Source organism: Acetobacter sp. DsW_54 (assembly GCF_002153575.1).
GTDB lineage: Bacteria > Pseudomonadota > Alphaproteobacteria > Acetobacterales > Acetobacteraceae > Acetobacter > Acetobacter fabarum.
In genome coordinates this window covers 104,976-131,645 of the sequence record NZ_JOPD01000003.1, presented here as the reverse complement: position 1 = coordinate 131,645, position 26,670 = coordinate 104,976, and the positions used below count along the sequence as shown (strand labels likewise).

The 26,670-nt window shown below is 60.6% G+C and carries 29 protein-coding genes; 25 read left to right on the top strand and 4 right to left on the bottom strand.

The features are described from left to right. Nucleotides 1-17: 17 nt before the first annotated feature. Nucleotides 18-1,109: a glycosyltransferase gene (locus tag HK20_RS02390; RefSeq protein WP_086645490.1), complete on the top strand. Its 1,092-nt coding sequence runs from the start codon at nt 18-20 to the stop codon at nt 1,107-1,109. On the opposite strand, the gene HK20_RS02385 is transcribed toward HK20_RS02390, so the two are convergent. Together HK20_RS02385 and HK20_RS02380 are read right to left on the bottom strand one after the other, a co-directional pair. Next, entirely contained in the window at nt 1,110-2,540 is a 1,431-nt protein-coding gene (locus HK20_RS02385; RefSeq protein WP_086645489.1) for a glutamate--cysteine ligase, read from the bottom strand. A gap of 60 nt (nt 2,541-2,600) precedes the next feature. After that, entirely contained in the window at nt 2,601-3,365 is a 765-nt protein-coding gene (locus tag HK20_RS02380; protein ID WP_086645678.1) for a 16S rRNA (uracil(1498)-N(3))-methyltransferase, read from the bottom strand. Between the two features lie 177 nt (nt 3,366-3,542). Between HK20_RS02380 and ubiA the strand changes: the two genes are divergently transcribed. The 15 genes from ubiA to leuB all read left to right on the top strand — a co-directional run bounded on the left by ubiA (nt 3,543) and on the right by leuB (nt 18,213). Further along, the gene (gene ubiA, locus HK20_RS02375) at nt 3,543-4,460 is read left to right on the top strand and encodes a 4-hydroxybenzoate octaprenyltransferase (protein WP_086645488.1); all 918 of its coding nucleotides are present in this window, start codon (nt 3,543-3,545) and stop codon (nt 4,458-4,460) included. A gap of 72 nt (nt 4,461-4,532) precedes the next feature. Beyond that, nucleotides 4,533-5,198: an outer membrane lipoprotein carrier protein LolA gene (locus HK20_RS02370; RefSeq protein ID WP_086645487.1), complete on the top strand. Its 666-nt coding sequence runs from the start codon at nt 4,533-4,535 to the stop codon at nt 5,196-5,198. Nucleotides 5,199-5,342: 144 nt separating this feature from the next. Continuing rightward, complete coding sequence (locus HK20_RS02365) at nt 5,343-6,692, top strand: replication-associated recombination protein A (protein ID WP_143296438.1); 1,350 nt, start codon at nt 5,343-5,345, stop codon at nt 6,690-6,692. Between the two features lie 10 nt (nt 6,693-6,702). Continuing rightward, nucleotides 6,703-7,686, top strand: a complete 984-nt coding sequence (locus HK20_RS02360) for an RluA family pseudouridine synthase (RefSeq protein ID WP_086645486.1) — start codon at nt 6,703-6,705, stop codon at nt 7,684-7,686. A 35-nt stretch (nt 7,687-7,721) separates the two neighbouring features. Next, on the top strand, nt 7,722-9,872 hold the full coding sequence (locus HK20_RS02355) for an AsmA family protein (RefSeq protein WP_086645485.1): 2,151 nt from the start codon (nt 7,722-7,724) through the stop codon (nt 9,870-9,872). After that, entirely contained in the window at nt 9,869-10,621 is a 753-nt protein-coding gene (locus HK20_RS02350; RefSeq protein WP_086645484.1) for an ATP12 family chaperone protein, read from the top strand. The genes HK20_RS02355 and HK20_RS02350 overlap by 4 nt, the downstream gene beginning before the upstream one ends. A 121-nt stretch (nt 10,622-10,742) precedes the next feature. Further along, nucleotides 10,743-11,261 carry a Spy/CpxP family protein refolding chaperone gene (locus HK20_RS02345; RefSeq protein WP_086645483.1) on the top strand — a complete coding sequence of 173 codons (519 nt, stop codon included), beginning with the start codon at nt 10,743-10,745 and terminating at the stop codon, nt 11,259-11,261. A gap of 116 nt (nt 11,262-11,377) precedes the next feature. Next, nucleotides 11,378-12,778 carry a signal recognition particle protein gene (gene ffh, locus HK20_RS02340; protein ID WP_086645482.1) on the top strand — a complete coding sequence of 467 codons (1,401 nt, stop codon included), beginning with the start codon at nt 11,378-11,380 and terminating at the stop codon, nt 12,776-12,778. 58 nt (nt 12,779-12,836) lie between these two features. Next, on the top strand, nt 12,837-13,187 hold the full coding sequence (gene rpsP / locus HK20_RS02335) for a 30S ribosomal protein S16 (protein WP_048852797.1): 351 nt from the start codon (nt 12,837-12,839) through the stop codon (nt 13,185-13,187). 17 nt (nt 13,188-13,204) lie between these two features. Continuing rightward, nucleotides 13,205-13,744 (top strand): ribosome maturation factor RimM, encoded by a 540-nt coding sequence (gene rimM / locus HK20_RS02330; RefSeq protein ID WP_086645481.1) that lies wholly within the window; start codon nt 13,205-13,207, stop codon nt 13,742-13,744. Next, nucleotides 13,741-14,508, top strand: a complete 768-nt coding sequence (trmD, locus tag HK20_RS02325; RefSeq protein WP_086645480.1) for a tRNA (guanosine(37)-N1)-methyltransferase TrmD — start codon at nt 13,741-13,743, stop codon at nt 14,506-14,508. Before rimM ends, trmD begins: the two co-directional genes overlap by 4 nt. After that, the gene (gene rplS, locus HK20_RS02320; RefSeq protein ID WP_086645479.1) at nt 14,505-14,891 is read left to right on the top strand and encodes a 50S ribosomal protein L19; all 387 of its coding nucleotides are present in this window, start codon (nt 14,505-14,507) and stop codon (nt 14,889-14,891) included. Before trmD ends, rplS begins: the two co-directional genes overlap by 4 nt. A 147-nt stretch (nt 14,892-15,038) precedes the next feature. Next, nucleotides 15,039-16,442 (top strand): 3-isopropylmalate dehydratase large subunit, encoded by a 1,404-nt coding sequence (leuC, locus tag HK20_RS02315; protein ID WP_086645676.1) that lies wholly within the window; start codon nt 15,039-15,041, stop codon nt 16,440-16,442. Beyond that, entirely contained in the window at nt 16,442-17,065 is a 624-nt protein-coding gene (gene leuD / locus HK20_RS02310) for a 3-isopropylmalate dehydratase small subunit (RefSeq protein ID WP_086645478.1), read from the top strand. The genes leuC and leuD overlap by 1 nt, the downstream gene beginning before the upstream one ends. 23 nt (nt 17,066-17,088) lie before the next feature. After that, on the top strand, nt 17,089-18,213 hold the full coding sequence (leuB, locus tag HK20_RS02305) for a 3-isopropylmalate dehydrogenase (protein WP_086645477.1): 1,125 nt from the start codon (nt 17,089-17,091) through the stop codon (nt 18,211-18,213). Between the two features lie 160 nt (nt 18,214-18,373). Here leuB and rpsU read toward each other — a convergent pair whose 3' ends face one another. Beyond that, nucleotides 18,374-18,577, bottom strand: coding sequence for a 30S ribosomal protein S21 (gene rpsU, locus HK20_RS02300; RefSeq protein WP_003623949.1), 204 nt, complete (start codon nt 18,575-18,577; stop codon nt 18,374-18,376). A 215-nt stretch (nt 18,578-18,792) separates the two neighbouring features. Between rpsU and def the strand changes: the two genes are divergently transcribed. The 5 genes from def to HK20_RS02275 are packed head-to-tail and all read left to right on the top strand — an operon-like array spanning nt 18,793 to nt 22,627. After that, nucleotides 18,793-19,323, top strand: coding sequence for a peptide deformylase (gene def, locus HK20_RS02295; RefSeq protein ID WP_086645675.1), 531 nt, complete (start codon nt 18,793-18,795; stop codon nt 19,321-19,323). After that, on the top strand, nt 19,320-19,985 hold the full coding sequence (locus HK20_RS02290) for a rpsU-divergently transcribed protein (protein WP_086645476.1): 666 nt from the start codon (nt 19,320-19,322) through the stop codon (nt 19,983-19,985). Before def ends, HK20_RS02290 begins: the two co-directional genes overlap by 4 nt. Nucleotides 19,986-19,999: 14 nt before the next feature. Continuing rightward, nucleotides 20,000-20,512 (top strand): MarR family winged helix-turn-helix transcriptional regulator, encoded by a 513-nt coding sequence (locus HK20_RS02285; protein WP_086645674.1) that lies wholly within the window; start codon nt 20,000-20,002, stop codon nt 20,510-20,512. A 1-nt stretch (nt 20,513) separates the two neighbouring features. Continuing rightward, nucleotides 20,514-21,236, top strand: a complete 723-nt coding sequence (locus HK20_RS02280) for a response regulator (protein WP_086645475.1) — start codon at nt 20,514-20,516, stop codon at nt 21,234-21,236. Nucleotides 21,237-21,244: 8 nt separating this feature from the next. Continuing rightward, nucleotides 21,245-22,627 (top strand): ATP-binding protein, encoded by a 1,383-nt coding sequence (locus HK20_RS02275; RefSeq protein ID WP_086645673.1) that lies wholly within the window; start codon nt 21,245-21,247, stop codon nt 22,625-22,627. Nucleotides 22,628-22,652: 25 nt separating this feature from the next. Here HK20_RS02275 and HK20_RS02270 read toward each other — a convergent pair whose 3' ends face one another. After that, nucleotides 22,653-23,213, bottom strand: a complete 561-nt coding sequence (locus HK20_RS02270; RefSeq protein WP_086645474.1) for an outer membrane protein assembly factor BamE — start codon at nt 23,211-23,213, stop codon at nt 22,653-22,655. A 256-nt stretch (nt 23,214-23,469) separates the two neighbouring features. Here HK20_RS02270 and HK20_RS02265 point away from each other — a divergent pair, with 256 nt between their 5' ends. The 4 genes from HK20_RS02265 to HK20_RS02250 all read left to right on the top strand — a co-directional run bounded on the left by HK20_RS02265 (nt 23,470) and on the right by HK20_RS02250 (nt 26,631). Next, nucleotides 23,470-24,024 carry a DUF177 domain-containing protein gene (locus HK20_RS02265; protein WP_086645473.1) on the top strand — a complete coding sequence of 185 codons (555 nt, stop codon included), beginning with the start codon at nt 23,470-23,472 and terminating at the stop codon, nt 24,022-24,024. Nucleotides 24,025-24,194: 170 nt separating this feature from the next. After that, entirely contained in the window at nt 24,195-24,398 is a 204-nt protein-coding gene (gene rpmF / locus HK20_RS02260; RefSeq protein ID WP_048852785.1) for a 50S ribosomal protein L32, read from the top strand. An 85-nt stretch (nt 24,399-24,483) separates the two neighbouring features. Next, entirely contained in the window at nt 24,484-25,590 is a 1,107-nt protein-coding gene (gene plsX, locus HK20_RS02255; RefSeq protein ID WP_086645672.1) for a phosphate acyltransferase PlsX, read from the top strand. A gap of 72 nt (nt 25,591-25,662) precedes the next feature. Then, nucleotides 25,663-26,631, top strand: a complete 969-nt coding sequence (locus tag HK20_RS02250; protein WP_086645472.1) for a beta-ketoacyl-ACP synthase III — start codon at nt 25,663-25,665, stop codon at nt 26,629-26,631. Nucleotides 26,632-26,670: the final 39 nt, after the last annotated feature.

The window sequence follows — 26,670 nt, the reverse complement described above, 5'->3', positions numbered from 1 at the left end:
GCTAAGGGGATGGCAGCATGAAAACATGCCTTGTGTACAGGGACCGGCTTCTGCCCGCTTCCGAGCATGCCTTCATGCGCAGGCAGTACATGGCCTTCAGCCAGTTGCGGCCTTACTGGGTTGGTTGCCACCGAGATAACCCTCCGGCGGATATGGCCACCACCTTGCGCATTCTTGGCGAAGGCCGTGTGTTAGGGGGGCTGCGGCGGCTGGCGTTTAAACAACTGGGGTGGGGGGCAGGCCGTGCCGTGGCTGATCTGGCCCCTGTGGTGGTCCATGCCCAGTTTGGTCGGGGGGGCGCGTTGGCTCTGCCCATTGCCCGGCAACTGGGCTTACCACTGGTTGTGACATTCCACGGAGGCGATGCCTTTAAGGACAAGCATTACGCAAACCGCTTTCCGCCCTCTGTTTTTCAGCGCAGGTGGCAAAGTCTGCTGGATTACAGCGCCATGTTTGTGTGCGTGTCCGACGGGGTGCGGGACAGGCTATTGGAGCGCGGTGTGCCTGCCCACAAGCTTGAGGTGCTGAACATTGGCACCGAGGATGTGGCACCCGCTCGGGGGCCGTTTGACCGTTTGGTTTTTGCCGGGCGGTTTGTGGAAAAAAAAGGACTGCCTGTTCTGCTTGATGCCCTGCGTATTCTGGCTGGGCAGGGATTAACACCCTCTGTGGTGCTGGCGGGCGACGGGCCAATGCGCGCGGCCATGGAGCAGTATGCCGCAGGGCTTGAGCATGTCTGTTTTGCTGGCTGGTTAAGTGCCGGGCAGCTCCGCCAGCAGCTTGAACACGCGGTAGCACTGGTCGTGCCCAGTGTGCGGGCCACTGGGGGAGACCGGGAGGGCCTGCCCAGCGTGGCGGCTGAAGCCATGATGTATGGCGTGCCGGTTGTGGCCTCCAGCGAGGCCGGGCTGGAGACAACCCTGCTTGATGGAGGGGGGCTGGTGGTGCCAGCGGGGGATGCGCAGGCACTGGCACAGGCACTGGCCCATATTTTACAGGTGGGTGTACGCACTGGCATGGGGCAGGCGGCGCGCAGGGTGGCGCGGGAACAGCTTAGGGCGTCGGTCCAGTCTGCCCGGCTGGAACAACGCCTTTTGTCTGTTTTGTAATCAGACTTCGCTTTCAAGGAAAATGCGCGAGGCATCACCCATCCACGGGCCGTAATAGCGTTCCAGCCAGTGTTCGGCCTGTGTGGGGGCACCTGCGGCAAGGGCTGTGAGCGGGGCCAGATAGACCCATTCGCTCGTCTGGCTCTGTTCGTCCACCATATCCCGGTTTTGCAGGCCATCCATGGAAATGGAGAGCATATGGGCGGCAAGGTCGCGCACCGTGCCTTCACCCCAAGGGGTGTCCAGCCCCATCATGGGTACCAGTTCGCGTAGCTTCACGTAGTCTTCCCACGGGCGGGCGCGTACCAGTTCCCATGCGGCTTCGAGTGCGGAGTCATCATACAGCAGGCCGGTCCACAGGGCGGGCAGGGCCATCATCATTTCGGGCGAACCCGCATCGGCCCCGCGCATTTCCAGAAACTGCTTGAGCCGCACATCGGGGAAGGCGGTTGTCAGGTGGTCTTCAAAATCACCCAGCGTGGGGGTAAAGCCTTCCAGCCCATCCTGCCGCTCACCATTCAGCCATGCGCGGAAGGAGCGGCCAGCCACGTTGTGCATCCGGCCCTCACGCATGATGAAGTACATGGGCACGTCCAGCGCCCAGTCCACATAGCGTTCAAAGCCAAAGTCTTTTTCAAACACACAGGCAGGCATGCCCGAGCGGGCATTGTCCGTATCGGTCCAGACCCGTGCGCGGTTGGAAAGGAAGTTGTTGGGCTTGCCCTCCACAAAAGGAGAGTTGGCGAACAGGGCCGTGGCTACGGGTTGCAGCGCCATGGAAACCTGCATTTTGCGCACCATGTCCTGCTCGGAGCCAAAATCCAGATTAACCTGCACGGTGCAGGTGCGCTGCATCATGTCCAGCCCCATGGTGCCGACCTTGGGCATGTAGTCGCGCATAATGCCGTAGCGTGTTTTGGGCATCCATGGCTGGTCAGCACGGGTTGCCGTGGGGTGGAAGCCCAGTGGCGCAAAACCCAGCCCCAGCTTGCGTGCCAGCGGGCGCACGGCATCAAAATGGTTGCTCAGTTCTTCCGCCGTGTCATGCAGGGTGCGCAAGGGCGCGCCGGAAAGTTCGAACTGCCCGGCCGGTTCGAGCGATATGGCAGCCCCCGCTGCCTCCCCCTGACCTTTGAGCCCGATAATGCGCCCGTCATCCAGCACGGAGGTCCAGTCATCGGGTTCGGATTTGTGGAGGTTACGCAGCAGGGTTTCTATGCCCTGTGGGGCATAGGAGGGTGTTGCGTAGGCTGCTTTGCCAGCCTGGGGTGCGTCTGCGCCCACGGTGGCTTCCGGGCGCACAAAGCCGAATTTTTCATGCTCGGTGCCTATGCGCCACGCATCACGCGGTTTGCAGCCCTGCGCAAGCAGTTCGGCCAACTGCGCAATGGAATGGATGGGCGTTGTGTCGGAAGCACCGGGGTTGGACATGAGGTTTTCTGTATCCCAAAAACAGCCTTGCGGTCGCACGGCAAGACAGGAGCAATTGCCTTATTGTGATGAAACAGGGGCAGAGCGCAAGCCATTGCCCAGTAGCGCAAGCCCCGCCACCACCGCAGTATCGGCCCGCAGCACCAGTGAACCAAGGGAAATTGGGGCAACAAAAGGGCGCTTGAGCAGGGTCTGGCACTCACCATCGCTCAACCCGCCTTCCGGCCCGATCAGGAGTCCATCTCCCTCCTGCACCAGTCGCGGGGTGGGGTGGGGTGTGCTCTCGCGCTCGTCCAGCCGTTCTATTGCGGCAAACAGGCTTGTCTGCTGCGGCCAGTTTCCCAGCAAGGCGGGCAGGGTCTGCACCTGCGCTATGGCCGGTATGTCCAGCCTTTCGCATTGTTCGGCGGCTTCCACGGCTATGGCGTGCAGGCGCTCGGGGTTGATGCGGTGGGTGTTGGTGCGTTCGGTGACAAGTGGCAGAAATTCCGTCACGCCCAGTTCGGTGCCCATGCGCAGGACCAGATCGGTGGCATCGCGCTTGAGCAGGGCAAAGGCCAGCCGCAGGGGCGGGCAGGGCTGCGGGGCGCGTAGCTGGCGCTCAAGGGTCAGGCCACCCCGGTCCTTGCGGATTTCGGCTATGCCGGCCAGCCATTCCCCCATGCCTGCATGGAATACACGCACCTGCTCCCCAGCCTTTTTGCGCAGGACGGTGCCAAGGTAGCGCGCCTGCTCGGGGGCAATCGGGCAGGGAGCGCCCTCCTGCGCCGTGGGCACAAGGGCGGGGTCCATATACAGGCGGGGGAGGCGGGAGAGGCCATTCATGCCGGTCATTTATCCTGCATCTGCTCGGGTGAGTGAGGAACAGGCCCGGTTTACGCACGAAATACCCTGTTTTGCAAAGGAGGTGGTGGGGGGAGGTTATGGTCCGCACCAGTTTGTGGCATAGGGAAGGGCGCAAAACGGTGCCCGTTGTTCCTGACCAGAGGCCTTATCAGAATCGTGTCTGCTTCCACCAGCCATACCGACATCCGGGTTACGGGATGGATTGCCCGCCTCCCTCCCTCCCTGCAGGCTTATGCCCTGCTGGCCCGGCTGGACCGGCCGGTGGGAACATGGCTTTTGTGGCTGCCCGGTGTGTGGGGCATTCTGCTCCCTCAGGGCGTGGCTCCCATGGAACGGGTCAGGCTGATTGTGCTGTTTGGCATTGGCAGTCTGGTCATGCGTGCGGCGGGCTGTGTTGTAAACGACATGTGGGACCGCGATATTGACCGTCAGGTTGCGCGTACAGCGGGGCGGCCACTGGCGTCCGGCGCGCTGGGCATGCGGCAGGCCACGGCCTTTCTGGCGTTGTTGCTGGTTATGGGGCTTGGGGTGCTGGTGCAGCTTAACCCCCTTTCATGGATGCTGGGGGTGTCCTCCCTTGTGCTGGTGGGGCTTTACCCTCTGGCCAAGCGGTTTACATGGTGGCCGCAGCTTGTCATGGGGTTTACGTTCGGCTTTGGCGCACCCATGGGGTATGCGGCGGCTGCGGGGCAGCTGGCATGGGCACAGGCCGCCCTTTATGCTGCCACGATTGTCTGGCAGCTTGGGTTTGATACGATCTATGGCTTTCAGGACATGGAGGATGATGCGCGGATTGGCGTTAAATCCACCTCGCGCCTTATGGCCGGGCGGGCACGGGCGTTTATTGGCGTGTGCTATGGGCTGACCCTTGTGCTGCTGGCGGGGGCTGGCCTGCTGGCTGGTGCTGGTTGGCTGTTCTGGCCCGCGCTGCTGTTGCCGGGTGTGCTGTTCTGGCGGCAGGCTGCAGCGGTTAACCCGGCCCGGCCGGCTTTGTGCCTTGCGCAGTTTTATGCCAACCGCAAAATTGGGCTGACCATTGCGCTGGCTCTGGCGCTCGGGTTGCTGGTGGTTTGAGAGTATCTGCGTTTTTTGCTGGCGGTAATGGCTGGCTGTAATAGCTGGCAGTCAAAGTGAGATGCCCTGTTCATGATAAGAGTTTTTCGTGCTGTTGCGCCATTATGTGCCGGTCTGCTCCTGCTGGCGGGGGCTGCCCATGCGCAGGATGCCGAAGGTGGTGCTGATACCGCAGCCGCCAGCACCGTGCAGCCCGCACGCCTGAGTGCTGCGGACAAGGTATGGGTTGCCCGGATTGAGCAGGAGCTTAACCATGCGCTCACCTTCAAGGCCCGCATCCAGCAGATAGATGCGGAGGGCAAACGCACAACCGGCACGGTGTGGATGAAGCGCCCCGGCCAGATGCGTCTGGCCTACGACCCGCCATCCCCTTTGCTGCTGGTTGCCAATCAGGGCAAGGTTGTGTTCCGCGACAGCCAACTGGACCAGACAACGGTCATACCCATGGACCGGACCCCGCTTGGGCTTCTGCTGGCCCAGCATGTCAGCCTGTCTGACGGGGTTACATTGACCGCCTTCCGCCACGAGGCCGGGCTGATTGCGGTCAAGCTGGTGCGCACGGCATCGCCCGGAGATGGCAGCCTGACACTGGTGTTTTATGAAACCCCGCTGGCCCTGCGCTCATGGAGTGTGCTGGATGCACAGGGGCATGAGACCCGCGTAACCCTGTTTGACGTGCATCCGGGGGCGGATATTCCGGCCAGTACGTTCGACCTGCCTGCCCAGCCGGAAGAATAATATCGTCCCCGACGGGGCAGGCCCAGCACGGCCCGGTTTGCGCAGCTACTGGAAAAATAGGCCGCGCATGGCGATATATACGGCGAACAGGACAGATTTTGAGACTGAAGGTATGAACGCCATGACCACACGGCACGCAGCACCATGACGGGGGAAGACCTGTTTGGCGGGGCCTCCCCCGCGCCGGGTGCCGATGCCGCTCCGGCGCGCACGGGGGGCAGGCCCGCTCCAACCCAACCGCTGGCGGACCGCCTGCGCCCGGCCTGTCTGGCCGATGTGGTGGGGCAGGGGCACCTGCTGGGGCCAGAGGGCACGCTTACGCTCATGCTTGAGCGCGGCACCCTGCCCAGCCTGATCCTGTGGGGTGGGCCGGGGGTGGGCAAAACCACCATAGCCCGCCTGCTGGCGCAAGCTGCGGGGTTGCGGTTCATGCAGATTTCGGCCGTGTTTTCCGGGGTGGCGGACCTGAAAAAAGCGTTCGACGCTGCGCGCAAGCTGGCGGCCGGGGGCGTGGGCACACTTTTGTTTGTGGACGAGATCCACCGCTTCAACCGCGCGCAGCAGGACGGCTTTCTGCCCGTGGTGGAGGACGGAACCGTGGTGCTGGTAGGGGCCACGACCGAGAACCCTTCCTTCGCCCTGAACTCGGCCCTGCTCTCGCGCTGTCAGGTTATGGTGCTTAACCGGCTGGATGACCCGGCACTGGAAGCCCTGCTGGCCCGCGCGGAGGAGGAGACAGGCCACCCCCTGCCGCTTACGGAGGACGGGCGCGCCACCCTGCGCGCCATGGCGGATGGGGATGGCCGCTACCTGCTGAACATGGTTGAGCAGGTTTTAAGCCTGAAAAATACAAAACCGCTGGATGCGCAGGCTCTGGCCCGGTTGCTGGCTAAAAGAGCCATTCTGTATGACCGGGACCGGGAGGAGCATTACAACCTTATTTCCGCCCTGCACAAATCACTCCGTGGCTCGGACCCCGACGCCGCGCTGTACTGGTTTGCGCGTATGCTCGAAGGGGGCGAGGATCCGCGTTATCTGGCCCGCCGCCTGACCCGTTTTGCCACCGAGGATGTGGGCATGGCCGACCCCAACGCCCTGCCTCTGGCCGTGGCTGCGTGGGAGACATATGAGCGGCTTGGCTCGCCCGAGGGTGAGCTGGCTCTGGCCCAGCTTGTGGTGCATCTGGCGACAGCCCCCAAATCCAACGCGGCCTACAAGGCGTATGGGGCTGCACGCCGTGCCGCCAAGGCCACTGGCAGCCTTATCCCGCCCGCGCATATCCTGAACGCGCCCACGCGGCTGATGCAGGATATTGGCTACGGCAAGGGGTATGAATACGACCACGACGCGGAGGAAGGGTTTTCGGGGCAGAATTATTTCCCCGATGGTATGCGCCGCCAGACCTTTTATAGTCCAACGGGTAGAGGCTACGAACGGGAGGTCAAACACAGGCTGGAAACATGGTCCCGCTTGCGGGAACGGCGCCAGTCGTGAATATCAGCGCATGAGTGTTGTCAATCTTACCGTGAGCGAGGACGAGGCCGGTATCCGCCTCGACCGTTATTTCCGTCGCCATTACCCGCATCTGACTCAGGGCGCGCTGCAAAAACTGTGCCGCACAGGCCAGATTCGCGTTGAGGGCAAAAGGGTGGAGGCCTCCACCCGGCTCGAGCCGGGGCAGAGCGTGCGCGTGCCGCCCATTCCCATGGCTGCCAAGCCCGCGCGTGATGTGCCGCGCCCGCTGGACGACAAGCTGGTGCGCGAAATCCAGCGTATGGTCGTTTATCAGGACAAGCACCTGATCGTGCTGAACAAACCCTCCGGCCTGGCCGTGCAGGGTGGTCCGGGCATTACCCGCCATGTGGACATGATGCTCGATGGCCTGCGTGAAAACCCCGATGACCCGCGCCCGAGGCTGGTCCACCGGATTGACCGCGATACATCGGGCCTGCTGCTGCTGGCCAGAACCCCCGGCGTGGCTGCCAAACTTGCGGCCTCCTTCCGTGGGCGGGACGTTAAAAAGACGTACTGGGCTGTTGTTGTAGGCAGGCCAGACCCGCTCTCGGGCGAGATTGATCAGCCGCTTGCCCGTCTGGGTGCCGGGCCGGGGGCCATTACCGTTGCCGCCGACCGTAAGGATGAGGATGCCCAGTCCGCCCGGACTGTGTACGAAGTACTGGATTCGGCAGCCCGCAAGTTCTCATGGCTTGGGCTTTCCCCCCTTACAGGGCGCACGCACCAGTTGCGCGTGCATTGCGAATCCCTTGGCACCCCCATTCTGGGTGACCCCAAATATGGTGGGGCCACAGCGCACCCCTCCGGCTTTACGGACCAGTTGCACCTGCATGCGCGGGAGCTGGACATGCCCCACCCCGCAGGTGGCCGCCTTGTTGTAAGCGCTGAACTCCCCGCGCATATGCGTGAGACCTTCCGCGCTCTTGGCTTTACACCCGGAACAACGCCGCCCCCTGCGCGCAAGGGCGGCTGAGCGGCAACCGACCTCGCGCGGGAGAAAACGTGACAATGCGGTTTAAGTGGAAAATTGGCCTGGTTGCGGGTGTTGTGGCTGTGGTCGCGGGTGGCGGGACAATTTTTTCCGCAACGCAGGATGCCACGTGGCTGAAAACCCGGCTGAGTGATGCGGTGGAGCAGGGCACGGGGCGACACCTGAGCATTGGCACGCTGCATGTGTGGGTGCTGCCCTTCCCTTGGGTGGAGGCGCAGAATGTGCGCCTTTCCGGCGTGGAGGATGGTGGCCCGGACGTGCTGGCGGTCAAGCAGGTGCGGGCACGGCTCTCCATCATGCCGCTGTTTTCCCACCGCATTGCGTTCCGGGATGTGAGCATTATTGCCCCCAAAATCACCCTGAGCCGCCTGAGCGATGGCCGGGCGGACTGGTTGCTGACCCCACCAGCCGCCACGGAGCAGGCTGCGGGCCCTGCACCTGCGGTGCGGATGCACTGGAATGTCAGCGCATCGGACCTGAACATCGTGCAGGCAGATGTGGTGTGGGATGACGCCCTTACCCATTATTCGGGCACGTTTGGCCTGCGCAAGGCCACGTTGCGTGGGCTGGATGGCACGGCCCCTGATCTGGACATACAGGGCCAGAAGGGCTCCGCCAGCTTCAGCCTGACCGGGCAGACAGGCCCGTTCTGGCCCCTTGGCGCGCAACTGCCCCTGCAACTCCGCCTGAGTTTGAACAATGGCGGGCATTCCATAGGCCTTGCGCATGTGGATGGCGTGATCAACGCACCGCAGGCCGAGCGTGTGTATAACCTGCATATGGGCGGCTCTGTCGGGCAGTTACAGGACCTGAATACCTTTTTCCCCCATGCCAATCTGCCTGATGGGCAAAACCTCTCGGTGGATCTGAGTGTGGCGGGGAGTGGTGATGCCCCGCAGGTCCAGAGCCTGCATATCCGCACGGGGCGTGTGGATCTGGGGCGCTGGCTGCCACAGGCAGCACTTGTCCGTGCTGTGGTGGATGCGCCCACACCCGCAGACCCGCTCAGCCTGCATGTGGAAGGGCAACTGGGTAGCCAGCCTGTGGGTCTTAACGGGTCCGCAGGTACTCTGGCACAGCTTGTGCAGATGCAGGAGCAAACTCCTGCACCCGTGGATCTGGCGGTTACGCAGGGGCAGTCTTCCGTGCAGGTCAAGGGTGCGCTCAGTGCTGCCCATTCCGCGCTGGATGTGCAGGGTACGCTGGAGCATCTGGCGTTTGGCACGCAATGGCCGGATGCTACCGGGCTGACAGTTACCGGGCATGTTGAAACCGACAAAACGGCATTTTTATACAAAAATCACACGGTTGCGGACGTCATGCACAACCTTGAGCTGGCGGGGGATATGCAGGTGCAGGCCGTAAGCTGGCAGGGTGTTGCCTGGTCGCAGGTGCAAACGCATGTGGCACTTGCCAACGCCCGTCTGGTGCTGGACCCCATCCATGCCGTGGGGAATGGCCAGCAGCAGGTTGCCCGGTTTGTATATGACCTGTCTGGCCCGCAGCCGCAGGTGGAGGCGTCTGCCCGCTCGGTGTTCCTGCCTCTGGCGGTTGTACAGGCATGGATGCAGGTTGCGCCGGACATGCAGGGCACGGTCCAGCTTGTGGGTGCGCTCTCTGCGCAGGGTGATACGGCGGCTGCGCGCAGTAGTTCCCTTGCAGGGCATCTGGGTGCGTCCGTGGTGGACGGGAGCGTGGGCGGCGGGCTGATACGCCGTTTGCTGGGGCCGCAGGTGCCGGTCAAGGGGCAGATGCCTGTGCGCTGCTTTGGCGTGCATACACAGTTTGCCAACGGCGTGGCCCATATTGACCAGGTCGGGCTGGAAAGCGCCTTTTTGCACCTGCGCGGGCAGGGAACGGTTACTCTGGATACGCATGAGCTCAACATGGAGCTGGCACCGCAGGTGCTGCTGGGTGGGGCTTCGGCGTCGTCCTCCCTGCGTGTCACGGGGCCGTGGAATAACCCGCAGGTGAGCATGGCTGCCGCGCAGGATGGGCGCGTTGGCATTACCATTGGTGGGGAAGGGGAGGAGGCTACCTCCTGCGCGCCACTTCTGGCGACTGCGCGTGAAGGAGCCGATGGCCCAAGCCCGACCGTGGTGACAAAAAAAGCCAGCAAGGAGGAAAAGATCATGAACATGCTGCATGGTCTGGGGCTGTTCCGGTGAGCGCGAACGCAACGGGTCTGCCCGGGCGCACCCCGGCAGGGCGCAAACGGTTTTGGAAGCAGGTCCAGCTTGTCCCGCATGATGGGGGATTTGCTGTTCATCTGGACGGGCGCAGCGTACGTCTGCCGGGTAAAACGGTCCTGTGTGTGCCGTCCCGCGCGCTGGCCGAGGCACTGGTGGCCGAATGGCAGGCTGCCGGGCAAACCGCAGAGGGGTATTTTACCCCCGATGATCTGCCATTAACCGGCATTGCAGGCTCCATGCTTGAACGCATTCCGCAGGCGCGGGACGGGGTGGTGCAAAGCCTTCTGGCTTATGCCAACAGCGACCTGATCTGTTACCGCGACGGCGCGGGCGGCAAGCTGGCGCAACAGCAGGCAACCCTGTGGGACCCGTGGCTGGCATGGCTGGATAAAACCTACGGTGCAACCTTCCGGACCACGCTCGGGGTTATGCCTATCTGCCAGTCCGATCAGGCCTTGCAGGCGCTTGGTACGGTTATGGAGAGCATGACAGACGCGCAACTTGCCGTGCTGGGGGTAGCCGTTCCGGCACTGGGGAGTCTGGTGCTGGGGCTGGCCTTGCTTGGTGGCGCGCCGGTGGAGGAGCTGGTTGCCTGCGCTACGGTGGATGAGCGCCAGCAGATGGCGGTCTGGGGGCAGGATACAGAAGTTACGGACCGCATTGCCCGTATGCAGATGGAGCTGGAAACAGCCGCCCGATTTGAAGCGTTAATGCATCAGGCCTGAGCGCTGGCCGCCCATGCTCCGCTAAGGCAGGGTGTGGGGTGTTTGCGCACGGGGCGTTTTGGTGTTTTTGTGGTCACTGTCAAACAGTGGAATCTGTTTTTGCAGGGGAGTATTTCAGGTCATGAAGATCAGCAACGGTGTCTTGGCTGCGGCAATGGTCGCGGGGCTTTCTCTCTCTGGTCTGTCGGCGCATGCGGCGGGGCCGGGTGGCTGGGGTGGTGGCATGGGTGTTGGCTCCACCTTTGGCGGTCCGGGCGGTAATGCGCTGGACGGGCTGGACCTGACCCACAAGCAGCGCAACCAGATCACAACCATCCTCAAGGAAGCGCATGACCAGGATCAGGCGCAGGACACGCAGGAAGAGTTTGAAAACCTGCACGAGCAGATACAGGATCTGCTGAGCGTGCCCGGCCCGCTGGATCAGAACCAGATTGCGCAGGTGCAGCAGAAAATGGCAGCCCTGCGTGCAGAGCGCGAGGCACGGCACCTCCAGACCGCCAGCCGGATTCATGACGTGCTGACGCCTGAGCAGCTGACCCAGATGCGTGAGCGGCAGCGCAAGATCCATGACCTGCTGAGCCAGCTGAATGCCTTGCAGCATCCCGCCCAGCAGATTTCTTCCGATAACCAGAAGAAGTAAAAACCAGAAGTTCCTTGACTCAGGGCCCGGTCGTACCGTAAGCCCTGCAACAAATCAGGACCGCCACTCCGCGAGTGTTCGCGCAGTGGCGCGTCTCGTTATGGGGTGTGTTGCACTTGTTCGAAGCTCTTTCAGGCAAGCTTTCCGGGGTTTTTGATGGTCTCGCCAAACGTGGCGCGCTGTCTGAAGCCGATGTGATGGAGGCCATGCGCGAAGTCCGTCTGGCCATGCTGGATGCGGACGTCGCGCTGCCCGTTGTTAAGGACTTTGTTAACAAGGTTAAGGAACGCGCGGTTGGGCAGGAGGTGCTGGAAAGCATTTCTCCCGGTCAGGCCGTTGCAAAAATTGTTAACGATGCGCTGATCGACGCGCTCGGCGGTGCAGGCGTTGCCCCCCTTAACCTGAATGCCACCCCACCCGTGCCGGTGCTTATGGTCGGGCTTCAGGGTTCGGGTAAAACCACCACATCGGGCAAGCTGGCCCTGCGCCTTGCTACGCGTGAGCGTAAAAAAGTGTTGCTGGCCTCGCTCGATACGCAGCGCCCGGCCGCCCAGTTGCAGTTGGCCCAGCTTGCCCAGCAGGCTGGTGTAACGTCCCTGCCCATTATTGCGGGGCAGACGCCAGTCGGGATTGCCCAGCGCGCGCTCGAAGTCGGGCGCAAGGAAGGGTATGACGTTGTTATCCTCGATACGGCGGGTCGTCTGTCCATTGACGAAGCGCTGATGGAGGAAGTCCGCCAGATCAGGGACGTAACACACCCGGCGGAAACGCTGCTGGTTGTGGACGCCATGACCGGGCAGGACGCGGTCAATACCGCCAAGGCGTTTAACGAGGCCGTGGGTGTGACCGGTGTTGTCATGACCCGTATGGATGGTGATGCGCGCGGTGGTGCGGCCCTGTCCATGAAGGCCATTACCGGCGCGCCCATCAAGCTGACAGGCTCGGGCGAAAAGCTGGATGCGCTGGATGAGTTCCATCCCGAGCGTGTGGCAGGCCGTATTCTGGGCCTGGGTGATATTGCCGGTCTTGTGGAAAAAGCAGCGGATACGCTGGACCACGAGGAAGGTGAGCGTCTGGCCCAGCGCATGATGGCTGGCAAGTTTGATCTGGATGACTACGCATCCCAGATCCGCCAGATCAACAAGCTTGGTTCCATTTCCGGTATTCTGGGGATGTTGCCGGGTATGGGTAAGGTCAAGGAAGCGCTGGGGGACAAGGACCTTGATACGTCCGTCCTTAAAAAGCACCTTGCCATTATCGGTTCCATGACCCGGGGCGAACGTCGTGCGCCGGGGATTATCAAGGCCTCGCGCAAAAAACGTATTGCCGCAGGGTCTGGAACAACAGTTCAGGACGTCAACAAGCTGCTCAAGCAGTTCGATATGATGTCCACCATGATGAAGCGTTTTAACAAACTGGGCGTGAAAGGTCTCATGCGCCAGGGAATGTCTGCGCTCATGCCTAAGGGAATGGGTGGAGGCCCGCCGGGTGGTCCTGGCGGTTCTCCCTTCCGCTGATGCGGCCTGTTTCTGCCTAAGTTTTCCGGGTTTTGTTTTTCGGTCTGGAGTATTCCGAATGAGTGTTAAAATTCGTCTTGCCCGCGCTGGTGCCAAGAAGCGTCCTTACTACCACATCGTTGTGGCAGACAGCCGCAGCCCGCGTGATGGCCGCTTTATTGAAAAAGTGGGTGCCTACAACCCGATGCTGCCTTCCGACCACGCTGAACGCGTGCGTCTGGTAAACGAACGCATCACGCACTGGCTTTCCCAGGGTGCGCAGCCGACCGATCGTGTTGCCCGCTTCCTGGGTAACGCCGGCCTGATCGCCAAGCCGAGCTTTAACGAGCAGCCCAAGCAGTCTGCTCCGAAGAAGAAGGCACAGGAACGTGCAGCCGCTGCCGCCAAAGCAGCAGAAGCCGCAGCCTGAGCTAAGCCGAGCCAGCTATGCAGCCTGACCTGATCCTTGTTGGTGTTGTGGGTAAACCGCATGGAGTGCGCGGCCTTGTGCGCGTGCATTCCTATGCGGCGGATGCTGCGACGCTGGAGGATTATGCGGTTCTGCAGGATGCGCAAGGGCGTAAATGGTCCTTGCGCTGGTGCGGTGCGGATAGCGTTGCCGAGCTTAAAGACGCAGATGGCAAGCCACTGGCGGATCGGACTGCGGCACAGGCGCTGGTGAATACCCGCCTGTATGTGCCGCGCTCCTGTCTGCCGGAGCCAGAGGAAGAAGAATTCTACCATGCTGACCTGATCGGCATGGAAGCGTTTGAAAAAGGTCTTTCTCTGGGGCGCGTCCTCATGGTTCACGATTACGGTGCCGGTGCCAGCCTTGAACTGGGTGATGGCTCGCTTGTTCCCTTTACCAAGGCCTGTGTGCCTGAGGTCAAGCTGGATGAGCGTACCATAACCATTGTTCGTCCCGACGAAGTTTCGGGGGAAGAGGGGCGTGGTGTTGGCAAGCGGCAGGCGGGGGCGCCAGCATGAGCTGGCAGGCCACCGTTGTAACACTCTTCCCGGAAATGTTTCCGGGGCCTTTGGGGCAGTCCCTTGCAGGGCGTGCGCTGGAGAACGGGGTGTGGTCCTGCCGTACTGAAGACCTGCGTGAGCATGGTCTTGGTCGCCATCGTGCTGTTGATGATACGCCGTTTGGTGGTGGCGCAGGCATGGTTATCCGCCCGGACGTGGCCGATGCGGCACTTGCCGCAACGCAGGCTGACGCCAATATTCCGTGTGTGTATCTTACGCCACGGGGGCGTCCGCTTACACAGGCGGATGTACGGCGTTACGCGGCAGGTCCAGGCGTTATGCTGCTGTGTGGCCGGTTTGAAGGGGTGGACGAGCGCTTTTTGCAGGCGAGGGGTGTCGAGCAGGTTTCCATCGGGGATTATGTTCTCTCGGGTGGGGAAACTGCAGCTCTGGTTCTGCTGGATGCGTGTGTTCGTCTGCTCCCCGGTGTAATGGGGAGTGAACAGAGCGGTGTGGAGGAAAGTTTTTCCGATGGGCTGCTCGAATACCCACATTATACCCGCCCGGCTGTATGGGATGGGCATGAGGTACCCGAGGTTCTGCTTTCGGGTAACCATGCTGCCATAGCGCAGTGGCGGCAGGCTAAGGCTGAAGAGACAACGCGGGAAAGAAGGCCGGATCTGTGGTCTGCCTGGCTGGCTCGCAAGAATGAAAACAGGACTGCAGCTGTGGGCGGGGCCGCACAGGCAGACCTTAGGGGTTTGAGAAGGATACCGACATGAACATTATCCAGCAGTACGAAGCTGCCGAAATTGAACGTCTGACCGCTGCGCGCGCAGTGCCCGTATTTGATGCCGGTGACACCGTGCGTGTTTCCGTGCAGGTCAAGGAAGGCGAGCGCGTTCGTCTTCAGGCGTTTGAAGGCGTTGTGATCGCCCGTTCCAACAAGGGCCTGAACAGCAACTTCACCGTGCGCAAGATCTCCAACGGTGAAGGCGTGGAACGTGTGTTCCCGCTGTATGCTCCGACTGTGGCCGAAATCAAGGTCGTGCGTCGTGGTAAGGTGCGTCGCGCAAAGCTGTATTACCTGCGTGGCCGTAGCGGCAAGTCTGCACGTATTGCAGAACGCCCGCGTGAAGTTGTTGCTCCGGCAGCAGCAGGCTAAAAGCCACAAGGCTTTTGGGCACGACGCCAGACATGGCTTGTGTGAACCCGACTGGCCTGTGGCCAGTCGGGTCTTTGTGATAAAACAGGGTGTGTGCAGCGCTCATTCAAGGCTGTTCACACGGATATAAAGGTAAGGAGGATGCGCATGGCTGCGCGTACGTTGTTCGACAAGATCTGGGATGATCATGTCGTGGAAACCCTTCCGGACGGCACCTCCATTCTTTATATCGACCGCCACCTCGTCCATGAGGTGACCAGTCCGCAGGCGTTCGAAGGCCTGCGTCTGGCCGGGCGCAAGCTGCGCCACCCGGAAAGAACCGTGGCTGTTGTGGACCACAACGTGCCCACATCCGACCGGAGCCAGCCGATCGAGGAAGCGGACAGCCGCAACCAGATTGAAACGCTCGAACGTAACGTCAAGGAATTTGGCGTTCCCTATTTTCCGCTTCTGTCTGCCAATCAGGGGATTGTGCATGTGGTTGGGCCGGAACAGGGGATTTCCCTGCCGGGCATGACCATTGTGTGCGGTGATTCGCATACCTCCACGCATGGAGCACTTGGCTCGCTGGCGTTTGGTATTGGCACGTCCGAAGTTGAGCATGTCATGGCCACGCAGACCATTCTGCAGCGCCCTGCCAAAAACATGCGTGTCAATGTGGAAGGAACCCCCGGAGCGGGTGTTTCCGCCAAGGACATCATGCTAGCCATTATCGGGCATATCGGCACCGCCGGTGGCACGGGGCATGTGATCGAATTTGCCGGGTCCGCCATTCGTGGGCTGGACATGGCAGGCCGCATGACCATCTGCAACATGGCGATCGAGGCCGGTGCCCGCGCAGGGCTTGTTGCCCCGGATGAGACCACGTTCGAGTACGTGCGCAACCGCCCGTTTGCCCCCAAGGGTGAAGGGTTTGAGCAGGCCGTTGCCTACTGGAAAACCCTTGCATCGGACGACGGTGCGCATTTTGACCGCGAAGTAACCCTGCGCGCTGAGGACATAGGCCCGACCCTGACATGGGGCACAAGCCCCGAAACAGTTCTGGCCATTACCGATACCGTGCCCGACCCGGCACAGGAAACGGACGAGGCCGTAAAAGCCCAGTTGCAGCGCATGCTCGATTATATGGGCCTTGAAGCCGGGCAGAAAATTGCTGGTACGCCGGTGGATGTGGTCTTTATTGGCTCATGCACCAACAGCCGGATTGAAGACCTGCGTATGGCTGCTCAGGTTGCCGCCGGGCGCAAGGTTGCTCCGGGCGTGCGCGCCATGATTGTTCCCGGTTCGGGCAACGTCAAACGGCAGGCTGAGGAAGAAGGGCTGGACCGTATTTTTCTGGATGCAGGTTTTGAATGGCGTGAGGCCGGGTGCTCCATGTGCCTTGGCATGAACCCCGACCGCCTGACCCCCGGCCAGCGTTGCGCATCCACCTCCAACCGTAATTTTGAAGGGCGGCAGGGGCCGGGTGGGCGCACACATCTGCTTTCTCCCGCCATGGCCGCGGCTGCTGCGGTCACGGGCTGCCTGACTGATGTGAGGGAACTGGCATAATGGAAAAGTTCGTCACGCTGTCCGCCATTGCAGCGGCTCTGCCGCAGGCCAATATTGACACGGACAAGATTATTCCGGCGCGGTTTTTGAAAACCACCCAGCGTACCGGCCTTGGCAAGCACGCGTTTGATGCCATGCGCTACCTGCCCGATGGTGCCGAAAACCCGGATTTTGTGCTCAATCAGCAGCCCTGGCGCAAAGCTGAAATCCTGATCACGTATGACAATCTGGGGTGTGGTTCCTCGCGCGAGCATGCGCCGTGGGCTTTGCTGGATTTTGGTATCCGCTGCGTTATTGCGCCCTCCTTTGCCGATATTTTCTTCAACAACTGCTTCAAGAACGGCATTCTGCCCATCCGCCTCCCGCGTGCGGTGTGTGATGAGCTGATGGGGGACGCACAGATGGGCAGCAATGCCCGCCTGACAGTGGACCTGCCGCGTCAGGTTGTTATTCGCCCCAATGGGGAAGAAGTCCCGTTCGAGATTGATGCCTTCCGCAAGCATCTCCTGCTCGAAGGGCTGGATGACATCGGCCAGACTCTCAAGCACGAAGCAACGATTACAACATACGAAAAACGGCAGGACCGGGATAAATCCTGGCTGCCCACCATTCATTTTGACTGAACAGATCCCTACGGAGCACCGCGATGACAGACCCCAAGCAGCCCGTTAAACTTCTTGTCCTGCCCGGAGATGGGATCGGCCCCGAAGTTGTGCGCGAAGTCGGCCGGATTATTGCATGGCTGGAAAAAAAGCGCGGCCTGACATTTGAACTGACCGAAGACCTTGTGGGTGGTGCCTCTCTGGCGGAATACGGCGTGCCGATCCGTGATGAAGTTATCGAGAAGGCCTGGGCCGCCGATGCTGTTCTGTTCGGCTCGGTGGGGGACCCCAAATGGGGGCATGTCAGCTTTGACAAGCGGCCGGAAGTCGCCATTCTCAAGCTGCGGCAGGAACTGGGGCTGTTTGCCAACCTACGTCCCGCCAAGGTGTTTGATGCGCTGGTCGATAGCAGCACGCTCAAGCCCGATGTCGTGCGTGGTCTGGATATCATGATCGTGCGTGAAACCGTGGGCGGCATTTACTTTGGTGACCCGCGCGGGATCGAAACCCTGCCCGATGGCTCCAAGCGCGGCATTAACACCGAGGTTTACACCACGTCGGAAATCCAGCGCGTGGCCCGCGTTGCGTTCGATCTGGCCCGCAAGCGCGATAACCGCGTGTGCTCGGTGGAAAAATGCAACGTGATGGAAAGCGGCCTGCTGTGGAAAGAGGTCGTGACCGATGTGCACGCCCGCGAGTTCCCCGATGTGACGCTGTCGCACATGCTGGCCGATAACTGCGCCATGCAGCTGGTGCGCAACCCGCGCCAGTTTGACGTGCTGGTAACCGGCAACCTGTTTGGCGATATTCTGTCCGACCTCGCCTCCATGCTGACAGGCAGCCTTGGCATGCTGCCATCTGCCACGCTGGGGGCGGAACAGGCCGATGGTCGTCGTCCGGCTCTGTATGAGCCCATCCATGGTAGCGCGCCTGACATTGCAGGGCAGGGTATTGCCAACCCGATTGCCCAGATTCTCTCGTTTGCCATGCTGCTGCGGTATTCGCTTAACCTCCAGACCGAAGCGGATATGATCGAGCAGGCAGTTTCCAACGTTCTGGCCAGTGGTCTGCGTACAGCGGATATTATGGCCGAAGGCATGGCCCGCGTTGGTACGTCCGTTATGGGCGAAGCCATTGTGCGCGAACTGGACAAGCTTCAGAACAGCTAAAGCTGGAGCATATGCCGACAAAAAAGCCGCCCACAGCACTGTGGGCGGCTTTTTTGTTTGTAGCTTCAAGCAGGCTCTGGCTTGCATCCGGGCAAACAAAAAGGCCGGAGCCCGTGGGGGCAACCGACCTTTAATGCCTGCAAAACAGGAGGAGGCTGGCTTAGAAGCCTTCGCGTTCCAGACGCTTCCGTTCCATTTTGCGCGCGCGACGTACGGCTTCTGCCGCTTCACGCGCTTTGCGTTCGGACGGCTTTTCAAAGTGCCGACGCAGTTTCATTTCACGGAAGATGCCTTCGCGCTGCATTTTTTTCTTGAGCGCTTTAAGAGCCTGATCGACATTGTTGTCACGGACTAGAACGTGCACTTGGTCACTAACCCCTGTTCAAAAAAATCCGGCAAACCGGTTTTTGGGAAGCCATTATGGAAGGAGATCTGCGTTACCCTTCCGGGCTGCCGATTCCACTGTTGGCGGTCTCTATAACACGGCCTTAAGACAAGATACAATTCGTTCTTGCGTATCAGACCCGCACTTCCGTGTGTTTTATTGTGGATGTGCAAAAAAACAGGACAACAAAAAGCATGTCGGTTCTTGCTATTGCCCGTATGGGCCACCCGGTTCTGCTGCAACGCGCGGTTGAGGTGGAAGATATCAGTGCTCCCCAGATCAGGGAACTGCTGCAGAATATGCGAGAAACCCTGACCGAAAGTGGCGGTGTGGGTCTGGCAGCACCGCAGGTGCATGTGCCGCTCCGGCTGTTCTTGTATTCGGTACCCCCAACGCGCAGCGAAGGGGAGGATGATCCGCCACGCCCGGTACAGGCCCTGATTAACCCGGTTATCGAACCGGATGGGCCGGATATGATGCCGCGGCTTGAAGGATGCCTGTCCATTCCCGGCTTCAGGGGGGAGGTGCCGCGTTACCGCCGTGTGCGCTATAGTGGTTGGGACGAGCACGGCGCGCGGGTGAAGGGCATAGCCTCGGGCTTTTGCGCCAATGTCATGCAGCATGAAATGGATCATCTGGACGGAATCCTCTATCCCATGCGTATGAAGGATATGGCCCGCTTTGGTTTTGAGGCGGAAATCACACGGTATGGGATACAGGCATGAGCATGCTGCCGGGAAAAATGGAACAGGCCTTGTCTTTGGCGGTGGCAACACTGGCTGCGGGCGTTATGCCCGCCCCCATGGAGCGGGATGCGGACCGGGATGCCGCCTTGCGCAAGCTGGCATCCGTTGCCGGGGAGCGCGGGTGGAGCATGGCCACGCTCAGATCTGTGGCGGGGGCCGATGCAGACCTGCTTTTTCCCGCAGGGGTGGTGGAAATGGTGGAAGCTTGGTCCGACTTGTGTGACCGCGCCATGGTGGACGCCATGCAGGACACGCAGGAACCCCGGCTGAGCCAGCGGGTGCGTCAGGCTATTCTGCTACGTCTGCCGCCCGATGAGCAGCGCCGCACGGCTGCCCTGCGGGGGATGCGGGTCTTTTTATCCTGCGGGGGACAAAAGGCTTTCCGCCGCGCATGGCTGCGCACGGTTAACGCCATATGGCAGGCTGCGCAGGACGATGCGACAGGCCTGACCTATGTGAGCAAACGGCTGACTCTGGGCGGGCTGTATGCCTCGGTCTTTCTGTTCTGGCTGAGCCGTGGGCAGGATGAAGCAGCATTCGAAGCGTTTGTAGACAGGCGTCTGGCCGATGTGCTGCGCATAGGCCGCCTTAAGGCCCGCTTTGGCGTACAGGCAGGCACCCCGGCACCAGCCGCAGGGTAAATACACGCATGGTCATGCCACCTCCCCATGAGCGCGCAGGCTCAGACCTGCTCTTTTTGCGTGAAGAAAGTTTAAGACTGGCACAGACCCTCATGTTTTTGGCCGCGCGGGACATGGCCGAGGCTGTGGCCCCCGTGCTGGAGGAGGATGGGCTGGGCCGCGCGCATTACCGTGTGTTGCAGGTGCTGGCGTTTAGTCCGGGTATTCCTGTTAGCCGGTTGCAGGACATTCTGGGTGTGACCAAGCAAAGCCTTGGCCGCACACTGCACGAGCTGGATGCGCGGGCATACCTGCAAAGCAAAGTCGGGCGGCAGGACAGGCGGCAGAAGCTGCTGTTTTTAAGCCCGACCGGCAAAGCCGCGGAGGCCCGTCTGTTTGCCGTTATCCGGCAAAGGCTGGTTGCCGCCTACCGCGAGGCCGGGGGCGCTGCGGTGGAAGGTTTCCGCCGTGTTATCAATGGTATGCTGTCCGAGCATAGTCGTGCCTTGCTAAGCGAAGAGAGCGTAGGGCGAAGGGAAGGGCGTTAACATGTCTGAGCAGATAACAACCGCCGAAGGAGATGTGGCCGCCCACGTAATGGTGGTGGATGACGACCCGCGCCTGCGTCGCCTGTTGCAGCGTTACCTGTTTGAGCATGGGTTCCGCGTGAGTGTTGCCGCCAATGCGACCGAGGCACGGCACACGCTGGAAGGTATTCAGCCCGATGCGCTAGTGCTGGACGTGACCATGCCGGGGGAGAACGGGCTGGAATTAACCCGATCCCTGCGAGATGCCGGGCAGGACCTGCCCATTCTGCTCCTGACCGCGCGCGGGGAGCCGGAGGACCGCATTACCGGGCTGGAAGCGGGAGCAGATGATTACCTGGGGAAACCTTTTGAACCGCGCGAGCTTTTGTTGCGGCTCAAGGCGCATCTCCGCCGGCATCAGCCCCCACCGCCAACAGACAACCTGCGGATTGTCCGGCTGGGGGACAAGGAGTTCGATCCGGTCAGGCTTTTGCTCAGTGGGCCGGATGGCAATATCCACCTGACCGGGGGGGAGGCGGCCCTGCTGTGCGTTCTGGCCCGCAGACCCAATGAAACCTTCACGCGCGAGGACATCGCCAAGGCCATGGATATGACCGAAATTGGCGAGCGCGCGGTTGATGTGCAGGTAACACGCCTGCGCCGTTGCATAGAACCAGACCCGCGTGAGCCGCGCTTTTTGCATACGGTGCGCGGGCGCGGATATGTGCTTAAGCCGGGTTTATAGGGCGTATGATGGGCCGCAAGGGATTCCGCCTTTTCCCACGTGGGGGGTGGCCCGCGCTCAAGGTGGAAAAATCGGTCAGGCGCATGTTGCCGCGCTCCCTGCTGGGGCGTTCTTTGCTGATTGTTCTGTTCCCGCTGCTGATCACGCAGGGAATCGCGCTTGAACTTTATTACGGCAATTTTCTCAAGGTGGTATCCCGGCGGTTGACCGGGTCGGTCACGGCAGAAATTGTTTTGTCCCTTAACGCGCTGGAACGGCTTAAAAACCCGGCGGACAAGGAATGGTTTGTTGCGCAGGCGCGTGAGCAGCTCCAGCTCATAGAAATCTGGCGACCGGGGGAAAAACTCTCCCGCGTGGGGTCCACCCATGTTCTGGGCCCTATGGATGATGACCTTGTGCATGCGCTGCGGGAGGCCATTGATTACCCGTTCTTTGTCAAATGGCGGCATTTTCACCATGCGGTGCGTATTTATATCCAGCTTCCCGATGGCGTGCTGGAAATAGATACCCCGCGCAAACGGCTGGATATGGGGCAGATATGGCTGTTTGTGGCATGGACCGTGGGCAGCACGTTTTTGCTGTTCATTATTGCGGGGCTGTTCATGCGCAATCAGGTGCGCGCCATCCGGCAACTGGCTCAGGCGGCGGAGCAGTTTGGCATGGGGCGCGATATTGGCCCTATTCGCCCCGCAGGCGCGCAGGAGGTGCGTAAGGCTGCCGTGGCCTTTAACCGCATGCAGGACAGGATAACCCGCTTTGTGGCGCAGCGTACGGGCGTTCTGGCCGGGGTTTCGCACGATCTGCGTACCCCGCTGACCCGCCTGCGGCTGTCTCTGGCCATGATGCCGCGTGAAGGCAGCATATGCGCCAAGGCCATGACCGAAGATATTGATGAAATGATCGGCGATATTGCCGAAATGGAACACATGATCGACAGCTACCTTTCCTTCGCACGGGGGGAAGGCTCGGAGAGCGTCCAGCAGGTCGAGATGCTGCCGTTTCTGGAGGATGTGGTGGCCGCAGCCCGGCGGGCAAGTGTGCATATTCGTGCGCTTGTGGTGGAGCCGGGTTTACGTGCGCATATGCGCCCCGATGCCATGCGCCGTGCCTTAGGCAACCTGTTTGATAACGCCCGCAGGCACGACGCAAGCGTGGTGCTGAGTGCGCGCCGCGTAGGCGGTGGGGTGAGTATTCTGGTGGATGATGACGGGCCGGGTATTCCGCCAGACCGCCGTGCCCAGGTGCTACGTGCGTTCGAGAGCGGGCAGGATGGTGGCACCGGGCTGGGCCTGACCATCGCGCGCGATATTATTCGTGCACATGGGGGGGAAATGGCGCTGGAACAGGCGCCAGAAGGCGGGTTGCGTGTCCGGCTGTATCTGCCAAACTAGCAACGCACCGCCGGGGAAAGGTATTTTACAGCGAGTTACCCGAACCGAAGTGACCGGGGCCGGAGCTGTTGTTGAACATTCCGCCCTGTCCGCCCGCAGCGCCTGAACCCATCATGTTCTGCATGGGGTTATAACGGCCCACATTGCCCAGAATCTGCTGGAGCGCGTTAATCTTGGTGCCCGGCGTTGGCGTGATCTCGTTAATCATGGCCACGTGTTTGGCGTCCTTGATGTTGAGCGTGCGCATGCTTTCCAGCGTGCCTGCGCTGTTGAACTTGAGCACAACAAGGTCCTGCTTCATCACACCGGGGAAATCCATGGGCACCAGATGGGTGGTCATGGAAATGTAGATCCAGATATTATCGTCAAACGCGCCTTTGGTGGTGGGGGAGCCCATCAGGTCAATGGCGTCTGCGCGGGTGCTGGTGCCGGGTTCAAGCTGGCTGTATTCTTCAGGCTCAAGCAGGGAGCCTCTGGGCGTGGGGGTAGGGCCAAAAGCCTGACAGCCGGACAGCACAAGAACCGTGGCGAGTGCCCCACAGGCACTTTTAAGGCGCGATGTCTTGTTCTTGCGTGGCGGCGTCATCTGGTCAGGGTGTCCCAAGCGTAAGATTGTGATCCATGATCGTCATCCAACTGGCAACGGCCATGTCTGTCCGATGCCCCAACACTCGCGGGGCGTCAATTGCTGAATGGCAAAAAGAGCACGCTTTATGCGGCCCGTGCCCGGACATTACTCCATAAAGTTCCGCTTGTGTGGTAGATTGTTCAGGCGGTGGTCAGAAAGCTTTGTCCCGAGCGCATCCCGCCTGCTTGTTTCAGCGTTACTTCAGGAGACTTCCATGACCGAAAAGCCAGAATTCTATCGCCCTCTGGCCGTGCGCCGAATCGGAATGCTGGGAACGGATATGACCGTGGAAGCCACGCCGGATGAGTGCAAAAAAGTGGCCCGGCGTCTGGGCCTGCAGGATGTGGCCCTGCTGCGCTGCCGTTACCGGCTCAAGGATGACGGGCGCGGTGTTGTGACGGCCGAAGGCGCGCTGGCTGTCCGTTTTACGCAGACCTGTGTTGTGAGCATGGAGGCGTTTGAGGATATGATGGCGGGATCGTTCGTTGTCCGCTTTGTTCCGGCCAGCCAGTTTGTGGAAGGCGACGCGCCGGATATGGACGCGATTGATGAAATTCCGTATGAGGGGCAGGACGTTGATCTGGGCGAGGCTGTTGTTGAACAGTTTGCTCTGGATCTGGAGCCTTATCCGCATGCGCCGGATGTTGTTCTCCCTCCCGGCCTGATCATGGATGAGGATGAGGCTGAACAACACGGTCTTGAGGAAGAGCCTGAGAAAAAGGCCAGTCCTTTTGCTGGTCTGGCTCGCTGGCGGGGCGGAAACGCGTAATTGCCCAAGTGTGGGTGTGGGGTTTTCTTGTAGGATTGCTTGCGAAAACGCTTGCTGTCTGCTAGAGGCCGCGGCTCAGTGCTGGTGATAAACCTGTTTTGGCGTCTGGCTGCGTTAACGCGTGACCGGGCGTGTTGTTCTAACCATTTTTATGAGAAGGGGCTGGGCTTATGGCTGTACCCAAAAAGAAAACCTCGCCTTCACGTCGTGGCATGCGTCGTAGCCATGAAGCTCTGCGTGCAGAAGCTCATGCTGAATGCTCCAACTGTGGCGAACTGAAGCGTCCTCACAATGTCTGCAGTCACTGCGGTCATTACGACGGCCGTGAAGTGATTGCCGCAGGCAAGGCACTCAAGGTCGCCGTTCGCGCCTGATTTTTCAGGCGTGAAAACGCGTGCTGCATCCGTAGCACGCGGGGTAATGGGGGTAAGGCATCTGCGGCATGGCAGAGAAGCAGGCATGAGCAAGACCGAGATTCCAGAAAGTTTTCCTTCCGACCCTAACGAGGTGTTCAACCTCGCCGTGGACGGAATGGGGGGCGATGGGGCTCCAGAAGTGGTTGTTGCCGGGCTTGCCATTGCTGCCGAACGGCACCGCAATATCAAGGTGCTGCTGATCGGGGATGAGGCGCGCCTGCTGCCTTTGCTGGCGAAGTATCCCAAGGCTGCGTCCATATGCACGGTGTGGCATACGGATGTGTCTGTCTCCATGGACATGAAGCCAACATCCGCTTTGCGGATGCGTCAGTCCTCCATGCGGCTTGCCATGGACGCCGTAGCCAGTGGACGTGCCCAGGGGGTTGTGTCCGCCGGTAACAGTGGTGCCATGCTGGCTCTGGCCAAGATTGTGGTCAAAACCCTGCCGGGTATTTCCCGCCCGGCCATGGCGGCCATCAGTCCCACCATCAAGGGCGACGTGGTCATGCTTGACCTTGGCGCCAATGTTGCGTGCGACTGGCGTAATCTGGTCGAGTTCGCCGTTATGGGCGAAGCCTTTGCCAAATCTGTTCTGGGGTTGCCCGCACCAACCATTGGCCTGCTCAATATTGGCGCGGAAGAACTCAAAGGGGATGAAAAACTGCGCGTAGCGGCTGAAACCCTGCGTGAGAGTCCTCTGGCTGCCCAGTTCCACGGTTTTGTGGAAGGGCATGATATTACCGCAGGCACCACGGATGTGGTTGTAACTGACGGGTTTACCGGAAATGTTGCGCTTAAAACCGGCGAAGGTGTGCTTAAAATGGCCACCACCCTTTTGCGCCGTGTTTTCCAGCGTGGGATCATCTCCCGCCTTGGCTACCTGCTTGTTCGCCCCGGTCTGGAGCGGATGAAGGAGTGGCTGGACCCACGCCGTTATAATGGCGCTGTTTTTGTGGGCCTGAACGGTGTGGTGGTAAAATCCCATGGCGGCACAGATGCCGAGGGCTTTGCCGCCGCAGTCGATGTGGCCATGGATATGGTCACGCATGGTTTTAACGAAAGCATTCGTGAGCGTCTTTCTCATATGGGGGCGCTGTTGATGCGCCCGCAGACGGAGGAGGAATGTGAACCAGCCCTCCCGGTGACCTGAGCAAACGGGACGAATGTGTTGCGCGTGTAAGCCTTTGAGCTGCCTGCGCTGGCGGATAATGAAAGAACGGTCATGGCGAAACGTTCGCTTCTGGTAGGTTTTGGTGGATTTCTGCCAGAAAGAGTTGTCACGAACGAAGAGCTGGCAACCCGGCTTGCGACATCGGATGACTGGATCAGAACCCGCACCGGTATTACCCGCCGCCATATTGCTGGCCCCGATGACAGCGCAACCAGCATGGGGGCGGAAGCCGCTCGCAGGGCGCTGGATTATGCGGGCCTGAGCGCTGATGATATTGATGTTGTTCTGGTCGCAACATCCACCCCTGATCAGGCTTTTCCCGCAACGGCAGTTCGGATTCAGGCTGCTTTGGGCATGACCCACGGGTTTGGCTTTGACGTTGCAGCAGCCTGTTCCGGTTTTATTTTTGCTCTGGCAACTGCGGATTCCTTTATCCGTTCCGGGCAGGTGCGTAATGCCCTGGTGATCGGGAGCGAGGTTTATTCCCGCATTGTGGACTGGGAAGACCGCGGCACATGCGTCCTGTTCGGGGATGGTGCCGGGGCTGTAGTCTTGTCTGCATCAGAGAGCGAATCCGATGCACGCGGTATTCTGTCCACCCATCTGCATTCCGATGGCACAACAGGCGACCTGCTGTATGTGGATGGCGCCGTGGGGCAGCCCGATAAAACCGGACATTTGAAAATGAGCGGGCGTGACGTGTTCCGCCATGCCGTGGCCAAGCTGTCGTCTTCCGTGGATGAAGCGCTGGAAGCCGAAGGGCTGACCTACGCGGATGTGGACTGGCTTGTGCCGCATCAGGCCAATATCCGGATCATTGAAGGCGTGGCCAAAAAGCTTGCACTTCCGGCTGATCGCGTAGTTGTGACCGTTGACCGGCACGCCAATACCTCTGCCGCTTCCATTCCTCTGGCACTGGATGAAGCCGTGCGGGATGGCCGGATTCAAAAAGGTGAACTGGTGCTGATGGAAGCACTGGGCGGCGGGCTGACATGGGGTTCGGTGCTGGTCCGTCTGTGATCGGGCGATAACAGACAAGTGACATCATTGTGAATGAAT

Bases quoted from the DNA above. Each gene is read 5' to 3' on its own strand.
- HK20_RS02280 (WP_086645475.1), top strand. From the start codon at position 20,514: ATGTCTGAGCAGATAACAACCGCCGAAGGAGATGTGGCCGCCCACGTA.
- plsX (WP_086645672.1), top strand. From the start codon at position 24,484: ATGAGCAAGACCGAGATTCCAGAAAGTTTTCCTTCCGACCCTAACGAG.
- leuB (WP_086645477.1), top strand. From the start codon at position 17,089: ATGACAGACCCCAAGCAGCCCGTTAAACTTCTTGTCCTGCCCGGAGAT.
- leuC (WP_086645676.1), top strand. From the start codon at position 15,039: ATGGCTGCGCGTACGTTGTTCGACAAGATCTGGGATGATCATGTCGTG.
- HK20_RS02275 (WP_086645673.1), top strand. From the start codon at position 21,245: ATGGGCCGCAAGGGATTCCGCCTTTTCCCACGTGGGGGGTGGCCCGCG.
- rpsP (WP_048852797.1), top strand. From the start codon at position 12,837: ATGAGTGTTAAAATTCGTCTTGCCCGCGCTGGTGCCAAGAAGCGTCCT.
- HK20_RS02360 (WP_086645486.1), top strand. From the start codon at position 6,703: ATGAGTGTTGTCAATCTTACCGTGAGCGAGGACGAGGCCGGTATCCGC.
- HK20_RS02250 (WP_086645472.1), top strand. From the start codon at position 25,663: ATGGCGAAACGTTCGCTTCTGGTAGGTTTTGGTGGATTTCTGCCAGAA.
- rplS (WP_086645479.1), top strand. From the start codon at position 14,505: ATGAACATTATCCAGCAGTACGAAGCTGCCGAAATTGAACGTCTGACC.
- trmD (WP_086645480.1), top strand. From the start codon at position 13,741: ATGAGCTGGCAGGCCACCGTTGTAACACTCTTCCCGGAAATGTTTCCG.
- HK20_RS02270 (WP_086645474.1), bottom strand. From the start codon at position 23,213: ATGACGCCGCCACGCAAGAACAAGACATCGCGCCTTAAAAGTGCCTGT.
- HK20_RS02365 (WP_143296438.1), top strand. From the start codon at position 5,343: ATGACGGGGGAAGACCTGTTTGGCGGGGCCTCCCCCGCGCCGGGTGCC.
- HK20_RS02290 (WP_086645476.1), top strand. From the start codon at position 19,320: ATGAGCATGCTGCCGGGAAAAATGGAACAGGCCTTGTCTTTGGCGGTG.
- HK20_RS02265 (WP_086645473.1), top strand. From the start codon at position 23,470: ATGACCGAAAAGCCAGAATTCTATCGCCCTCTGGCCGTGCGCCGAATC.
- rimM (WP_086645481.1), top strand. From the start codon at position 13,205: ATGCAGCCTGACCTGATCCTTGTTGGTGTTGTGGGTAAACCGCATGGA.
- HK20_RS02345 (WP_086645483.1), top strand. From the start codon at position 10,743: ATGAAGATCAGCAACGGTGTCTTGGCTGCGGCAATGGTCGCGGGGCTT.
- def (WP_086645675.1), top strand. From the start codon at position 18,793: ATGTCGGTTCTTGCTATTGCCCGTATGGGCCACCCGGTTCTGCTGCAA.
- HK20_RS02380 (WP_086645678.1), bottom strand. From the start codon at position 3,365: ATGAATGGCCTCTCCCGCCTCCCCCGCCTGTATATGGACCCCGCCCTT.
- HK20_RS02385 (WP_086645489.1), bottom strand. From the start codon at position 2,540: ATGTCCAACCCCGGTGCTTCCGACACAACGCCCATCCATTCCATTGCG.
- HK20_RS02285 (WP_086645674.1), top strand. From the start codon at position 20,000: ATGCCACCTCCCCATGAGCGCGCAGGCTCAGACCTGCTCTTTTTGCGT.
- HK20_RS02355 (WP_086645485.1), top strand. From the start codon at position 7,722: ATGCGGTTTAAGTGGAAAATTGGCCTGGTTGCGGGTGTTGTGGCTGTG.
- HK20_RS02370 (WP_086645487.1), top strand. From the start codon at position 4,533: ATGATAAGAGTTTTTCGTGCTGTTGCGCCATTATGTGCCGGTCTGCTC.
- leuD (WP_086645478.1), top strand. From the start codon at position 16,442: ATGGAAAAGTTCGTCACGCTGTCCGCCATTGCAGCGGCTCTGCCGCAG.
- HK20_RS02390 (WP_086645490.1), top strand. From the start codon at position 18: ATGAAAACATGCCTTGTGTACAGGGACCGGCTTCTGCCCGCTTCCGAG.
- rpmF (WP_048852785.1), top strand. From the start codon at position 24,195: ATGGCTGTACCCAAAAAGAAAACCTCGCCTTCACGTCGTGGCATGCGT.